We start from the raw sequence: 15,243 nt of genomic DNA, 5'->3' as shown, positions 1-15,243 counted from the left end.
GAGAGACCGGATCGCGGAAAATCAAAAGACACTTTGGGAGGACCATATGTCGTTTACGAAACCAACCCGCCGGGGCGTCATCAAGTCGGGTGCCGTCATGGGCGCGGCAGGCCTGGCCACGCCGACCTTCTTCACCTCGGCTGCAAACGCCTACACGAACGCACCGGGCAACGACACTGTCACGCTCGGCTTCAACGTCCCACAATCGGGCCCCTACGCGGACGAGGGTACGGACGAACTTCGCGCATTTGAGCTTGCTGTTGAGCACCTGAACGGTGAAGGCGACGGCGGCATGATGAACACGTTCTCGAGCCAAGTGCTTGAGGGTAACGGTATCCTTGGCCGCAAGGTCGAGTTCGTTACCGGTGACACGCAGACGAAATCTGACGCGGCGCGTGCATCTGCCCGCTCGATGATCGAGCGTGATGGCGCGATCATGGTCTCTGGTGGTTCGTCCTCTGGTGTGGCTGTGGCTGTTCAGGCGCTCTGTCAGGAAGCAGGCGTGATCTTCATGGCGGGTCTGACCCACGCGAACGACACGACCGGCAAGGATAAGAAGGCGAACGGCTTCCGTCACTTCTTCAACTCCTACATGTCCGGTGCAGCACTCGCGCCGATCCTCGCGCAGCAGTACGGCACCGACCGGAATGCCTATTATCTGACGGCAGACTACAACTGGGGCTACACCACCGAGGAAGCGATCACCTCCGCGACCGAGGCTGTGGGCTGGAACACGGTCAACACCGTGAAGACGCCACTGACCCAGACGGACTTCTCGTCCTACATCGCGCCTGTCCTCCAGTCCGACGCGGACGTCCTCGTCCTCGTCCACTACGGCGGCAACATGGTGAACTCGCTGACCAACGCGGTTCAGTTCGGTCTGCGTGAGCGTCAGGCGAACGGCAAGAACTTCGAGATCGTTGTTCCGCTGTACTCCGAGCTGATGGCGCGCGGTGCAGGTGAGAACATCGGCGGCATCCTGGGCTCCCAGAACTGGGACTGGAAGCTGGAGAACCAGCTGGGTGAGCGCTATTCCGGCACGAACGCCTTCGTTCAGTCCTTCGGCACCAAGTACGGCTTCCCGCCGTCCCAGGCAGCACACACCTGCTACGTGCAGACGCTGCTCTATGCTGATGCGGTTGCGCGTGCGGGCGACTTCAACCCCTGCGCGGTTGTCGAGGCCCTCGAAGGGTTCGAGTTCGACGGTCTGGGCAACGGTCCGACCACCTACCGTGCCGACGATCACCAGTGCTTCAAGGATGTTGTCGTTGTGCGCGGTAAAGAGAACCCGGAGAACGAGTTCGACCTGGTGGAAATCGTCGAGGTCACTCCGACCGAGCAGGTTACCTATGCACCGGATCACCCACAGTTCGCAGGCGGCAGCCTGGGCGAGTGTAATCCGGGCGCGTAAGCCAAATACCTCCCCTGACTTAGGTTCGTCCCCCTTATGGGGGGCGAACCACCCCACCAAGGTGCCGAGTGTCTGCGCGACCCGCACCTGACCATCTGCGTGATTGACAGTTATTCGCGAGGGCCCGCAATGGACGCCATAATTCTTCAAATCCTGAACGGGCTGGACAAAGGGAGCGCCTACGCGCTGATCGCCCTTGGTCTCACGCTCATCTTTGGCACGTTGGGCGTGGTGAACTTCGCCCATGGTGCATTGTTCATGCTGGGCGCCTTTTGCGCGGTCACATTCAGCCGTCTGCTACAGGTCAGCTACACATTCACCGACGCTTCGCGCACCGACTTCCTGGGCAATCCGCTACAGGTCGAAGTGCCGTATCTCTATGACATTCTTGGAGAATCAGCCGGGGCCGCCGTCATCGACTGGGCCGTTCCAATTTCAATCCTCTTCGCCATCCCGGTGATGCTGCTGATCGGCGTGATTATGGAGCGCGGCCTGATCAAGCACTTCTACAAGCGTCCGCACGCCGATCAGATCCTCGTGACCTTCGGCCTTGCCATCGTCCTGCAGGAGATCATCAAGTATTTCTACGGCGCGAACCCGATCCCGACGCCTGCACCCGACGCCTTCATCGGCTCCTTCGACTTCGGTGCAATGATCGGCTTTGACGCAGGCTCCATCGTCTATCCGTACTGGCGCATGGTCTACTTTGGCTTCGCAGCCATCATCATCGGCGCGGTCTTTGCCTTTCTCCGCTTCACCACGTTCGGAATGGTCGTGCGCGCCGGAATGGCGGATCGGGAGACGGTGACACTTCTGGGCATCGACATCGATCGTCGCTTTACCATCATGTTCGGCATTGCGGCCGCCGTCGCAGGTCTGGCCGGTGTGATGTACACGCCCATCAACTCCCCGAACTACCACATGGGTATGGACTTCCTCGTGCTCAGCTTCGTTGTGGTCGTTGTGGGCGGCATGGGCTCCCTGCCGGGTGCGGTACTCGCAGGCTTCCTGCTGGGCATTATTGAGGCCTTTGCCTCCATGCCTGAAGTGCTCGACGTGCTGCCCGGCATCAACCAGATCATTATTTACCTTGTAGCCATCATCGTGCTGCTGACCCGTCCACGGGGCCTTATGGGCCGCAAGGGCGTGATGGAGGACTGATCCATGACAGATCAAGCAACCGACGGCTTCGTGCCGACCCAATCGAAGTCCAAGGGCGCCTCCGCTGGCGGCGCGCTGGGACTGGGCAAGAAAGACCTGCGGCTTTTTCTGCTGGTCGTGGCGATGTGTGCCTTCGCGCCGTTCATTCTCAACCCGTTCCCCGAGGGATCCGGCCTGGCACAGTTCAATGCGGGCTATCCCGATCTGATGCAGCGTTTCGTGATCTTCGGCATCTTCGCCATCGGCTTTAACATCCTGTTTGGTCTGACTGGCTATCTGTCCTTCGGACACGCGGCCTTCCTGGGTGTCGGTTCTTATGCGGGCATCTGGATGATGAAGCTGCTGACGCTGAACGTCATTCCGGCCATCATCGGCTCGATTGTTGTGGCAGGGCTTTTTGCGGCCATCGTGGGCTTCATCTCGCTACGCCGCTCAGGCATCTACTTCTCGATCCTGACGCTTGCATTTGCGATGATGAGCTTTGCGCTGGCCTACTCCGTCCTGACGCCGCTGACCGGTGGTGAAACGGGCATGCAGTTGCAGTATTTCGATCCGCGTATCCTCGACGCCCCGTTGCCTGAGGGCCAGACGCCGCGCGCGAGCCTCTTTGGCCTCGAAATGGCGGCAAGCTACGAGTTGGAGGTTGGCCGTTGGCTGTTCACCTTCAACGCGGGCTACTACATTGCCGCGATTGCGATGCTCATCGCGTTTTACGGCTCCATCCGCCTGTTCAATTCGCCCTTCGGCATGATGCTGCGCGCGGTGAAGTCCAATCAGAACCGTCTGAGCTACACCGGCATCAGCCCCAAGCCCTACACGCTGGCTGCCTTCATCATCTCTGGCATGTATGCTGGCCTGGCCGGTGGTCTTCTGGTCGCGATGGACACACAGGTCGGTGCAGAGCGTATGTTCTGGACCGCATCGGGTGAGGTCGTTCTGATGACCATCCTTGGCGGCGCTGGCACGCTCATCGGCCCGGTTCTGGGCGCGGGCTTCATCAAGTATTTCGAGAACATTGTCTCGAAGATCAACAAATCCGTCCTTGAGGGCTGGTTTGCCTGGATGCCCGACTGGATGACCGATGTGACCGTCACGATCATCTATCCGTTCGTCGGCAAGGGCTGGCACCTGACGCTGGGCATCCTGTTCATGGCGGTTGTTATCTTCCTGCCGGGCGGCCTCGTTCAGGGCGGCCAGAAACTGGCCACCGTGTTGCGGCGGGATCGCAAGTCCAAAGACGCAGAGCGTGACGCTGCAATTCAGCGCCAGGCGGGGGAGTAAGAACCGATGGGCATTCTTGAAGTAACTGGCGTCAATAAGCGCTTCGGCGGTCTGCAGGCGCTTGACGATGTGAACCTCAATGTCGAGGAAAACACCGTCCACGCCATCATCGGGCCGAACGGCGCGGGTAAATCCACCTTGCTCAATTGCTTCGTCGGGCGGCTGACGCCCGACACCGGCACCGTGATGTTCGACGGGCAAAGCCTGATTGGCCGAAAGCCCTACGAGATCAACCAGATGGGTGTGAGCCGCGTGTTCCAGACCCCAGAGATCTTCTCGGACCTCACGATCATTGAGAACGTGATGATCCCCAGCTTCGCAAAACGGGATGGCGCATTCAAACTGTCTCCTTTTGCCGCTGTACGGGCGGAAACCGAGATACGGGAGCATGCCGAGCAGATGCTGCTCGACGTGGGCATGGCCGACAAAAAGGACATGGACGCGTCCGCAATGTCGCGCGGCGACAAGCGGCGGCTGGAAATGGCGATGTGTCTGGCGCAGAACCCCAAGCTCTTGCTGCTGGATGAGCCGACAGCAGGCATGGCACGCGCAGATACGAACAACACCATCGATCTGCTGAAGCAAATTGCCGAAAGCCGCCCGATCACCTTTGTGGTCATCGAGCACGACATGCATGTGGTCTTCAGTCTGGCGGACCGGATCAGCGTGCTGGCCCAGGGCCACGTGATCGTTGAGGACGATCCGCAATTCATCAAGGGCAACCCGAAGGTGCGCGAAGCGTATCTCGGCGACGCACACGACTAAGGGGACAGGAGATGAATCAGATGAGCGACATCCGCGCACCCGAGGGCCGGTCGGAACCGGCTTACTTCTCCTGCTGGGATATCCACGCCTATTACGGGGAAAGCTACATCGTTCAGGGCGTAAGCATGAACATCCACGAGGGGGAAATTCTCGCCCTTCTGGGCCGGAACGGTGCGGGCAAGACCTCAACCCTGCGCGCAATTGCGCGGGCGGGCGATCCCGAAGTGACGCATGGCGAAATCTGGCTGGACCATAAGCCGCTGCATGAGATGAGCGCGCATGGTGCCGCGCAGTCGGGCGTGGCTCTGGTGCCCGAAGATCGGCGGATCATTCCGGGCCTGACGGTTGAGGAGAATCTGCAACTGGCCCAGATCGCCCCACCGCATGGCTGGTCTATTCAGCGGATTTACGAGTTGTTCCCCCGTCTGGGTGAGCGGCGCAAGCAGGAGGGGGTGACCCTGTCCGGTGGTGAGCAGCAAATGCTCGCCATCGGCCGCGCCCTTGCCCGCGACATCAAGCTCTTGCTGCTTGATGAGCCCTATGAGGGCCTTGCACCTGTCATCGTGCACGAGATCGAGCGCACATTGCGTGAGATCAGGTCGCTTGGGATCACCACGGTGATCGTTGAACAGAATGCTGTTGCGGCGCTCAAGCTGGCGGATCGGGCGGTTATTCTCGATACCGGCAAGGTTGTCTATGATGACACGGCCCAACATCTGCTCGACAACAAGGCAATGCGCGAGGAATATCTCGCCATCTGATCCAGATGCGACGCCCCGGACATGATCCGGGGCCGCCACACCCTAAGACGGCCCCGCGACAACGCGGTCCCGGATCCTGTCCGGGACATGGCCCGCACAAGACGACCGGAGGACTCCCATGAGCCTTTACCCCCCAAGTGACGATTTCGCTTCCAACGCCCATATCGATGCCGCGACCTATGACGAGATGTATCGCGCATCCGTCGAAAACCCTGAGGCGTTCTGGGGCGAGCAGGCCCACCGGCTCGACTGGATCACCGCTCCGACCAAAATCAAGAATACGACGTTCGAATATCCCGATGTGTCGATCAAATGGTTTGAAGATGGTGAGCTGAACGTCTCCGCCAACTGTATCGACCGCCATTTGGCCGAGCGTGGGACGCAAACCGCGATCATATGGGAGCCTGACAGCCCCGATGATGAAGCCCAGCACATCACCTATCAGCAGCTGCACGCGCATGTCTGCAAGATGGCCAATGTGTTGAAAGATATGGGTGTGAGCAAAGGCGACCGCGTCGTGCTCTACATGCCGATGATCCCGCAGGCGGCTTACGCGATGCTGGCCTGTGCGCGGATCGGCGCAATCCATTCCATCGTGTTTGCAGGTTTCTCACCAGATGCGCTGTCTGACCGGATCCAGGGCAGCCAGGCGAAGGTTGTGATTACCGCGGATGAGGCCCCGCGGGGCGGGCGCAACACACCACTCAAGACCAATGTGGACACCGCGCTGAACAAGGCGGGGACCGACACAAAGGTGCTGATGGTCAAGCGCACAGGGGGCGACGTACCGTTTCAGGCGGGCCGCGATGTCTGGCTGCATGAAGCTGAGGACGGCGTCGCGAATTCCTGCGAGCCTGAGGTGATGAACGCCGAAGACCCGCTCTTCATCCTCTATACATCCGGATCTACCGGCATGCCAAAGGGCGTCGTGCACACGACGGGCGGCTATCTGCTCTACGCCTCCATGACCCATAAATTCACCTTCGACTACAAGGATGGGGAGGTGTTCTGGTGTACCGCTGACGTCGGCTGGGTCACGGGTCACAGCTATATCGTCTACGGACCGCTCGCCAACGGCGCGACGACCGTGATGTTTGAAGGCGTGCCGACCTATCCCGACGCGGGCCGCTTCTGGGCCGTTTGCGAGAAGCACAAGGTCGCACAGTTTTATACCGCTCCCACCGCGATCCGCGCGCTGATGGGCAAGGGCGATGATTTCGTAAAACCGTACGATCTATCCTCCCTGCGCATCCTGGGCACGGTTGGTGAGCCCATCAATCCCGAGGCGTGGAACTGGTATAACGATGTTGTCGGCAAGGGGCGCTGCCCCATCGTCGACACATGGTGGCAGACGGAAACCGGTGGGCATCTGATCACGCCACTGCCCGGTGCGATCCCGACCAAACCCGGGTCTGCCACCAAACCTTTCTTCGGCGTGCAACCGCTGGTGCTCGATCCGCAATCGGCCGAGGTCCAGACCGAGATGGCCGCCGAAGGCGTGCTCGTCATGGCCGACAGCTGGCCCGCACAGATGCGCACCGTCTGGGGGGATCACGAGCGTTTCGTGAAGACCTATTTTTCGGACTATAAGGGTTATTACTTCACCGGTGATGGCTGCCGCCGTGATGAAGATGGCTACTATTGGATCACGGGCCGTGTGGATGACGTGATCAACGTCTCTGGCCACCGTATGGGCACGGCAGAAGTGGAAAGCGCGCTCGTCGCCCATCCGGCCGTGTCTGAGTCCGCCGTGGTCGGCTTCCCGCATGAGATCAAGGGGCAGGGCATCTACTGCTATGTCACGCTGATGGAAGGGCAGGAGGCGACCGAAGAGCTGCGCACCGAGCTCTCGAACCACGTCCGGAAGGAGATTGGACCGATCGCCAAGCCCGATGTGATCCAATGGGCGCCCGGCCTGCCTAAGACCCGCTCTGGCAAGATCATGCGCCGCATCCTGCGCAAGATTGCCGAGGATGATTACGGCTCATTAGGCGACACATCCACGCTTGCCGATCCGTCCGTGGTCGATGATCTGATTGCAAATCGCGGTGGCTAAGGGCTTGATTGCCCACCATCGTTTCGGAAACAGTAAGGGGGTGCCACCGGCGCCCCCTTTTTTTGATCCGTATCAGGAGACCCCCATGCTGATCCGTCTTGCCCTCATCGCGTTGCTGTCCTTGCCCGGCGCCGCCTTCGCACAGACCATTGTCGATGGATCGAGCATCGAGCGGATCCGCCAGATCATGTCCGATCACGCCAGCAATGTTCGCATCCGCACCGACAGCCAGGGCAACAACTATATCGCCGCGACAGCGCGGGGCTGGAATTATGAGGTTGGCTTTTACGACTGCATCGACAACGCCGACTGCCTGTCGATGCAATACAGCGCCCGCTTTGACACCGACGGCTCTTTCTCAACGCGAGAGATCATGAACTGGCACTCCGACTGGGTTTGGGGGCGCATTCGCACGGTCGAGGATGACGTCATTCTCGAGATGCCGGTCTATCTGCAATATGGCCTGACACTCGACAATTTCATTGCCGCCCATGACCTCTGGCTCAATGTGATGGAGGGGTTTACCGAGGATATCGGATGGGGCGGCTCAGCGCCCAGCAAGTAAGGGGGCGGCATGTATAAGTCTCTGATAAGCCTGACATTGGCGCTGTCCTGTGCGGCCTGTGCCGAGACGGCGCCGGTACCGGACTTGCCGCCGATACCCCAAGCCGGGCAGTGCGATCCCGGTAGCTACGCCGCTTTCATCGGTCAGAATGAGGAAATCTTTGCCCGCGCAACGTTCCCCGCGCCGATGCGGATCATCCCGCCGGGATCGGCTGTCACGATGGACTATCGGCCCGATCGTGTGAATTTCGATCTCGACGCAGATGGCACCATCACACGGGTATGGTGCGGATAGCATCACCTCTGCGTCAGCGGAGGGGCAGATGAATTGACACCGGGCGTCATTCGCGCAGGATCGCGCCGAACAACGATGCGGAGCGCGCCATGACCCAGACCTCAGCCGATATCATTGCCGACCGGCTCTTTGAGGCCGGTGTACGTCATGCGTTCGGCGTGCCCGGTGGCGAAGTGCTTCACCTGATCGACGCCCTGTCGCGGCGCGGGATCGAATTCGTTCTTGCCCGTCACGAAAATGCGGCGGGTTTCATGGCCGAAGGGGCGTGGCATGCGACCGGTGCGCCGGGCGTGTTGGTTACGACAGTGGGGCCGGGCATGGCCAATACCGTCAATGTCGTCGCGAACGCAGAGCAGGACCGCGTACCGCTGATCGTGCTGACCGGTGCCTATGATGAGACGACGACCCTGCGCTACACCCATCAGATTTTTGACCATCGCGCGGTTCTGGCCCCCTTGGTGAAGCGGACGTTCGAGGCGCGGCGCAATGGATGTGATGTGATGGTAGATAAGGCCGTTCGCCTTGCCTGCGATCCGCAACCCGGTCCCGTGCACATCGATCTGCCCATCGGGGTTGCAACCGCCGAGCACAAACCCGCCCGCGCCGATCGCATCGCGGCGCTTGCGCCGGTGGCCCCGGCGGGCCTGGACCAGGCACGCGAACGGCTGGCGTCGGCCAAACGTCCCCTGATCGTCGCCGGGCTTGATGTGCTGGAGTCGACCACGGGCGTTGAGGTCCTCCGCGACCTCTCGGCCAAACATAGCATTCCGGTGGTCACGACCTACAAAGCCAAAGGGGTGATTGATGAGATGGGGCCGCTGTCCCTCGGCGGGCACGGGCTTAGCCCGAAGGCGGACAAGATTGTCACGCCCCTGCTCTCGGAGGCGGATTTCGTCATCTGCGCGGGCTATGATCCCATTGAGATGCGCCCCGGCTGGCAGGATCCCTGGGATCCGGCCAACGCCATCGAATTCACGCTCGCGCCCAACCGTCAGGCCATGCACGAAGTGTCGCAAAGCTGGGTCTGCGATCCCGGATTGGGGCTGTCGGCATTATTCGCCGACAGTGCCCCCGCGTCGGAGTGGGGCGGGCGCATCGAGGCGGCGCGGGCGGCCCTGAAAGACGCTTTCGCGCCAACCCAGGATTGGGGCCCATCCAACGCGCTGCATGTGCTGAACGAGGCGCGTCCCGCAGAACTGATGGTCAGCATCGACAGCGGGGCCCATCGCATTCTGATGAGCCAGCTTTGGACCTCCACCCTGCCACATCGGCTGATCCAGTCGACAGGTCTTTGCACCATGGGCTGTGCCCTGCCGCTGGCAACAGGCCATGCGATTGCGAGCGGTGAACGGACAATGGCGGTGATGGGCGACGGTTGTCTCGACATGATAATGGGGGAGCTCGCAACCCTGCGCGACACGGCGGCGCCCGTGATCTGCACCGTCCTCAATGACAGCTCGCTCTCATTGATCGAGCTGAAGCAACGGCGCGACGGCAAACAGAACACCGGCGTTGATTTCGGCGCGACCGACTACGCTGCGCTCGGCACGGCTTTGGGGCTGACATCTCTCAAGGCCACGGATGCCGATAGCCTTCAGACGGCCTTTGCCGAAGCGCTCGCCGCGACAGGACCAGTTCTGTTGGAGATTGTGATCCCCCGGCGCGGGTACGACACGCTGATCTAGCGATTTCTTCTTGGGAAAAATATCCCGGGGGTCCGGGGGCGGCGCCCCCGGCTCCATTCCTATTTCGGCGCCATGCGGATCGCGCCATCTAGCCGCACCACTTCCCCGTTCAGCATGGCATTCTCAGCCATATGGCGCACAAGCTTTGCATATTCAGCCGGATCCCCCAGACGAGAGGGGAACGGGACCTGCGCACCGAGCGAGGCTTGCGCCTCTTCCGGCAGGCTTTGCAACATAGGTGTCAGAAACAACCCGGGCGCAATTGCATTCACCCGTACGCCCGAGCGTGCCATATCTCGTGCCATGGGAAGGGTCATGCCGACCACACCACCTTTCGAGGCGGAATAGGCAATTTGTCCGATCTGCCCGTCAAAGGCTGCGACGGAAGCCGTGTTCACGATCAAGCCCCGCTCGCCATCTGCGTTGAGCGGTTCGGCCGCCGCCATGCCCGCGGCGGACTGGCTGGCCACATTGAACGTGCCGATCAGATTGACGGTCACGGTCTTGGCAAAGGCAGCCGGGTCATGGGCATTGCCATCGCGGTCAACGGTTTTGATGGCCCATGCAATGCCCGCGCAGTTCACGGTGATACGTTCCTGCCCATGCGCGTCGCGCGCTTTGGCAAGAGCTTCCGCGACGCTCGCAGGATCGGCCACATCGACCGCGCAGAACGTGCCGCCAATCTCCGACGCAACGGTTTCTCCACGCTCGGCGTCCCGGTCAAGGATCGCGATGCGTACACCCTCGGCCGCCAGCGCGCGCGCCGTCGCTTCTCCAAGGCCTGAGGCCCCCCCTGTCACGACGGCGGCGATATTCGAATTCAGTTCCATGGCACTCTCCCCATTTGCCGGAAAGAGTGCGCGCCCGCACCGTCCATGTCAATAAATGAACGCTTGTTCAGCGCGCCTTCGCGCGCAACCGTTGGGCCAGTGTCTCAATGTCATCGCCAGCGGCGGCAGGGACAATCCGATGGCGCGCGTTGACGAAACAAAACAGTCCGAAACACAACAGCCCCAGAGACGTCGCAATCATCAGAATTTGACCGTAGGCCTGATCACGGACCCAACCAAATGCATCCCCCACACCTCCGGCCTGTGAGGCGTCAGCGGTGTAGGCGGCATAGGTCAGAAAAATCCCAATGAGCGTGACGATCACACCCTGCGACAGCACACCCGCTTTCAGAAGCCCGTTCCAGTTTACGGTGAAGCGATTGGCCCGCAGGTGGTCGCGATATGTCTCTCGGATGGCCTTGGCAACGTAGTAAATTCCGGCGCCGATGGTGACGACCCCACCCAAGCCCACGATCCAGACACCGGCAGGGACCGCGAAGACGGCGCGCACAGCCTCAGAAATTGTGGAGCTGCCGGCGCCATCACCTCCTCGATCGGTGAAGAGCAAAAGAAAGGCGAGCACACCAATCGCTAGATGGATCAGCCCTGTCGTGATCATGCCGAGCCTTGCAATGACAGCTTCCCCATCTGAGCCGTAATTTTCCAGATCGTAAGCTGCATCGACCAATCTCCAGACAGCATAGGCGATCATTCCGGTAAAGATCAGGAACAGGACAAGGCTGCCCCAATTTGTCCCTTCCAGTTGCGCCAATGCGCCCGAAGTGCCCTCTGCCTGCCGCCCTTGCAGGGTGGCATAGAGCGCAAAGCCCGCAACAACTGTGTAGACGACGCCACGCCCGGCATAGCCTGCACGCATGATGGGGATGGCCCACCCAAAATCCCGTTTGCTCATAAATCATCTCCCTCAAATATGAGGAAGCAACCCGTCGCCGGGCCTCACAGTTCCCGCCTGAGGCGGGATCAATCCGCCATCTGGCGGGCGATGATCAGCTTTTGAATGTCGGATGTGCCTTCATAAATCTGGCAGACCCGAACATCGCGATAGATCTTTTCCAGCCCGTATTCGCTGAGATAGCCATAGCCGCCCAGGGTCTGGATCGCGCCGGAACACACACGCTCCGCCATTTCGGAAGCAAACAGCTTTGCCATCGCCGCCTGGCGCAGACAGGGCACGCCGGCATCCTTCATCCGCGCGGCATTCAGCACCATCTGGCGACCGGCCTCGATCTCCGTCTCCATGTCGGCAAGCCGGAACTGTACGGCCTGATGCTCAAAGATCGCCTTGCCAAAACTCTGCCGCTCGCGTGCATAGGCCAGGGCCGCGTCAAAGGCGGCCTGCGCCATCCCGATGGACTGCGCCGCAATGCCGATCCGCCCGGTTTCGAGCGAGGAGAGTGCGATCTTGTAGCCTTCACCCTCTTCCCCGATGCGGTTCTCGAACGGAATTTCCAGATCGTCAAAGGCCAGCGCACAGGTGTCAGAGGCCTTTTGTCCAAGCTTCTCCTCCACCTTCGCAACGTGAAATCCGGGCGTGTCGTTCTCGACGTAGAATGCGGACAGGCCGCGCTTGCCCGCATCCGGGTCCGTGACCGCAAACAGGATCGTCGCGCCACCGATCCGCGCGGAGGAGATGAACTGCTTTGATCCGTTTACAACATAGCGGTCATTGCGCTTGACGGCGCGTGTGCGCAGCGCGGATGCGTCCGAGCCTGCGTGGCTCTCCGTCAGTGCAAAGCATCCGATATGCTCCCCACGTGCCGCAGGTTTGAGCCATGCTTCTTTCTGCGTATCCGTGCAGAACCTGTCGAGAATGGCGAGGAACGGCGCATTGTGTACGCTGACCATGGTGGATACCGCGCCATCACCCCGCGCCACTTCCTCCAGCGCTACGGCATAGCTGACATAGTCGGCCCCCGCGCCGTCCCAGGCGGGATCAATGGTCATGCCCAGAAAGCCAAGGGCTCCCAATTCAGCGCAGATTTCGGGCTCGATGGCACCGGCCTTCTCACGTTCGATTGCGTGGGGGGCCAGCCTATCTGTCGCGAAATTGCGGGCCATATCACGGATCATGGTCTGGTCTTCGGTCAGCATCGTTGTGGCCTCCGGCGGGGATATTTGAAGGAAGTGAAACTCAGTCGCGCTCAACGGGGCCGTCAGCCTCAACCCAGCCCTTGAAGCCGTCCTCGATATGCATGACCCCGTCCAGGCCCATATCGTGAGCGGTCTTGGCCGACAGGGCAGAGCGCCAGCCCATCGCGCAGAAGAACACGAATGTCCCGCCGGACTGGAACTCTGGCTTCGCATATGGCGACGCAGGGTCCAGCCAGAATTCCAGCATTCCGCGCGGACAGTGCATGGCGCCGGGGATGCGTCCTTCCCGCTTTAATTCGCGGACATCACGCAGGTCCACGAAGGTCACATCCTCTTTGCCCAACAGCGACTTTGCCTGCGCCGCGGGCATATGGTCGACGATCGCATTGGCTTCGTCGACCATCTGGGAAACGGGTTTGATCATGTGCTGCTCCGGCGTTGTTTGGTGAAGGCCATCTTCTGATCGGACAATTTTCCGGCCGGACCTTCCCAGGCATAGGCAAGCAACGTGGGTTCGTTGCTGCTGGTGGTCAGGCGGTGCTTGCGCCCCGGGGGATTGAAGATCATGGATCCGGGCGCGAACACGCCCTCATCATTCTCGCTGACCGCACCTGAAAGGGTCAGATAGCTCTCGGTCAGACCATCATGCGCATGGGCGGGATAAGTCGTCTGTGGTGCGAACAAGACGATGCCCAGGATCAGCTGCTGGGTCTGGATCGGGCCATGAGGCCCGGCAAACTCAGCAAAAGCATATTTCTTGGCCAGCCCGCGCGGGACTTTCTCGTAGCCATATAGCCAGCTGAGTTCAGGCGAAATTGCCTCAATCGCGCGGATCATGCTTTCGGTGCGTTCGCGGCGACCCTGATCCAGTGCGCGGCGAAGATGCGCGGTCACCGGTTTGTCTTCGGCTTCCCGCGCGATGACAGCGGGATTTTCCGTAATGACCTTCCCGATGCGTTCGCGCACCCGGCGTTGGTGTCCCGCAATGACTTTCGATCCGCCAGCGGGACCGGTGCGGTACATTTCGTAAAACTCGCGCAGCAGATAGCGCCAGTCGGGGCAGTCTGACAACGTGCGGGTCGCGGCGTCCATGATCAAAGGCGCTCAATCGCCATGGCCGTGCCCTCACCCCCGCCGATGCAGATGGCCGCAAGGCCGCGCTTCAGGTCGCGCTTTTCAAGGGCGTTCAAAAGGGTCACGAGAATGCGCGCGCCCGATGCGCCGATGGGATGGCCAAGGGCGCATGCGCCACCATTCACATTCACCTTTTCATGCGGTGCACCGGTTTCATGCATGAAGGCCATGGGCACCACAGCGAAAGCCTCATTCACTTCGAACAGGTCCACATCGTCTATGGTCCAACCAATCCGCTCCAACACCTTCCGCGCGGCGGGGACGGGTGCGGTTGTAAACAGGCCCGGCTCCTGCGCGTGGGAGGCGTGGCCAAGGATGCGCGCGCGCGGCGTGAGGCCCCGTGCCAATGCCTCGCTCTCACGCATCAGGACAAGCGCGGCCGCGCCATCGGAGATGCTCGAGGAATTGGCTGCCGTCACCGTGCCGTCCTTGCGGAAAGCCGGACGCAGGCCGGGGATTTTTTCCGGCCGGGCCTTGGCGGGTTGCTCATCCGCGGAGACCACGATCTCCCCTTTGCGGGTCTTGATGCTGACCGGTGCGATTTCCCCCTCAAAATCAGCATTCAATGCCCGATCAAGAGAGGCAAGCGCATAGGCGTCCTGTGCCTCTCGCGTGAACTGGAATGCTTCGGCACAATCCTCGGCGAAAGTGCCCATCAGACGGCCCTTGTCATAGGCGTCCTCAAGCCCGTCGAGAAACATGTGATCCTGCGCCTGACCGTGTCCCAACCGTGCGCCGCCGCGCATGTTGGGCAGCAGGTAGGGCGCGTTTGTCATGCTTTCCATGCCACCGGCGACCACCACCGAGCCGTTGCCCAGAGCGATCTGATCATGCGCGATCATCGCGGCTTTCATGCCCGAACCGCACATCTTGTTCAGTGTCGTCGCTGGCACGTCAATACCCAGCCCGGCGGCAAAGCCAGCTTGCCGCGCCGGGGCCTGACCCTGACCGGCTGGCAGGACGCAGCCCATCAGCACTTCGTCCACATCCGCGGTGGCAACGCCCCCTTGGGACAGTGCCGCGCTGATGGCCGCGCCGCCCAGTTCGGCGCAGGTCAGCCCGGACAGATCACCCTGAAAACCGCCCATCGGCGTTCGCGCGGCGGAGACGATGACAACTGGATCGGACATGGCGAGCTTCCCATTTTGTGAACATGTGTTCATTTCCCTGCAAAGTGACATGTCAATT

General features: G+C 60.9%; 15 protein-coding genes. 9 read left to right on the top strand and 6 right to left on the bottom strand.

Going from position 1 to position 15,243, the window contains the following annotated elements; all coding sequences use genetic code 11:
* The first annotated feature begins 46 nt into the window (after positions 1-46).
* From POI8812_RS11830 to POI8812_RS11790, 9 genes are all read left to right on the top strand, one after another.
* Positions 47-1,411, top strand: coding sequence for a substrate-binding protein (locus tag POI8812_RS11830; protein ID WP_108782807.1), 1,365 nt, complete (start codon positions 47-49; stop codon positions 1,409-1,411).
* A gap of 129 nt (positions 1,412-1,540) precedes the next feature.
* Positions 1,541-2,572: a branched-chain amino acid ABC transporter permease gene (locus POI8812_RS11825; protein ID WP_108782806.1), complete on the top strand. Its 1,032-nt coding sequence runs from the start codon at positions 1,541-1,543 to the stop codon at positions 2,570-2,572.
* Between the two features lie 123 nt (positions 2,573-2,695).
* Complete coding sequence (locus POI8812_RS11820; protein WP_245895411.1) at positions 2,696-3,853, top strand: branched-chain amino acid ABC transporter permease; 1,158 nt, start codon at positions 2,696-2,698, stop codon at positions 3,851-3,853.
* A 6-nt stretch (positions 3,854-3,859) separates the two neighbouring features.
* Positions 3,860-4,618, top strand: coding sequence for an ABC transporter ATP-binding protein (locus tag POI8812_RS11815; protein WP_108782804.1), 759 nt, complete (start codon positions 3,860-3,862; stop codon positions 4,616-4,618).
* A gap of 11 nt (positions 4,619-4,629) precedes the next feature.
* On the top strand, positions 4,630-5,379 hold the full coding sequence (locus tag POI8812_RS11810) for an ABC transporter ATP-binding protein (RefSeq protein ID WP_108782803.1): 750 nt from the start codon (positions 4,630-4,632) through the stop codon (positions 5,377-5,379).
* A 118-nt stretch (positions 5,380-5,497) separates the two neighbouring features.
* Positions 5,498-7,435, top strand: a complete 1,938-nt coding sequence (gene acs, locus POI8812_RS11805) for an acetate--CoA ligase (RefSeq protein ID WP_108782802.1) — start codon at positions 5,498-5,500, stop codon at positions 7,433-7,435.
* Positions 7,436-7,520: 85 nt separating this feature from the next.
* Positions 7,521-8,000, top strand: a complete 480-nt coding sequence (locus POI8812_RS11800) for a YbjN domain-containing protein (RefSeq protein ID WP_108782801.1) — start codon at positions 7,521-7,523, stop codon at positions 7,998-8,000.
* Between the two features lie 9 nt (positions 8,001-8,009).
* Complete coding sequence (locus POI8812_RS11795) at positions 8,010-8,294, top strand: I78 family peptidase inhibitor (RefSeq protein ID WP_108782800.1); 285 nt, start codon at positions 8,010-8,012, stop codon at positions 8,292-8,294.
* Positions 8,295-8,383: 89 nt separating this feature from the next.
* Positions 8,384-9,979 carry a thiamine pyrophosphate-binding protein gene (locus tag POI8812_RS11790; RefSeq protein ID WP_108782799.1) on the top strand — a complete coding sequence of 532 codons (1,596 nt, stop codon included), beginning with the start codon at positions 8,384-8,386 and terminating at the stop codon, positions 9,977-9,979.
* Positions 9,980-10,038: 59 nt separating this feature from the next.
* Here POI8812_RS11790 and POI8812_RS11785 read toward each other — a convergent pair whose 3' ends face one another.
* From POI8812_RS11785 to POI8812_RS11760, 6 genes are all read right to left on the bottom strand, one after another.
* The gene (locus POI8812_RS11785) at positions 10,039-10,809 is read right to left on the bottom strand and encodes an SDR family NAD(P)-dependent oxidoreductase (RefSeq protein WP_108782798.1); all 771 of its coding nucleotides are present in this window, start codon (positions 10,807-10,809) and stop codon (positions 10,039-10,041) included.
* A 67-nt stretch (positions 10,810-10,876) separates the two neighbouring features.
* Positions 10,877-11,722, bottom strand: a complete 846-nt coding sequence (locus POI8812_RS11780) for a DUF1206 domain-containing protein (protein ID WP_108782797.1) — start codon at positions 11,720-11,722, stop codon at positions 10,877-10,879.
* Positions 11,723-11,790: 68 nt separating this feature from the next.
* The gene (locus tag POI8812_RS11775) at positions 11,791-12,921 is read right to left on the bottom strand and encodes an acyl-CoA dehydrogenase family protein (protein WP_108782796.1); all 1,131 of its coding nucleotides are present in this window, start codon (positions 12,919-12,921) and stop codon (positions 11,791-11,793) included.
* Positions 12,922-12,961: 40 nt separating this feature from the next.
* Positions 12,962-13,345 carry a rhodanese-like domain-containing protein gene (locus POI8812_RS11770; RefSeq protein WP_108782795.1) on the bottom strand — a complete coding sequence of 128 codons (384 nt, stop codon included), beginning with the start codon at positions 13,343-13,345 and terminating at the stop codon, positions 12,962-12,964.
* Positions 13,342-14,013: a dimethylsulfonioproprionate lyase family protein gene (locus POI8812_RS11765; RefSeq protein ID WP_108782794.1), complete on the bottom strand. Its 672-nt coding sequence runs from the start codon at positions 14,011-14,013 to the stop codon at positions 13,342-13,344. The genes POI8812_RS11770 and POI8812_RS11765 overlap by 4 nt, the downstream gene beginning before the upstream one ends.
* Before the next feature lie 2 nt (positions 14,014-14,015).
* Positions 14,016-15,185, bottom strand: a complete 1,170-nt coding sequence (locus POI8812_RS11760) for an acetyl-CoA C-acyltransferase (protein WP_108782793.1) — start codon at positions 15,183-15,185, stop codon at positions 14,016-14,018.
* Positions 15,186-15,243: the final 58 nt, after the last annotated feature.

Source organism: Pontivivens insulae, assembly GCF_900302495.1.
In the GTDB taxonomy this organism is placed as follows: Bacteria; Pseudomonadota; Alphaproteobacteria; order Rhodobacterales; family Rhodobacteraceae; genus Pontivivens; species Pontivivens insulae.
Note: the sequence above shows the minus strand (reverse complement) of the source record. Positions and strands in the feature narration are given on the sequence as shown.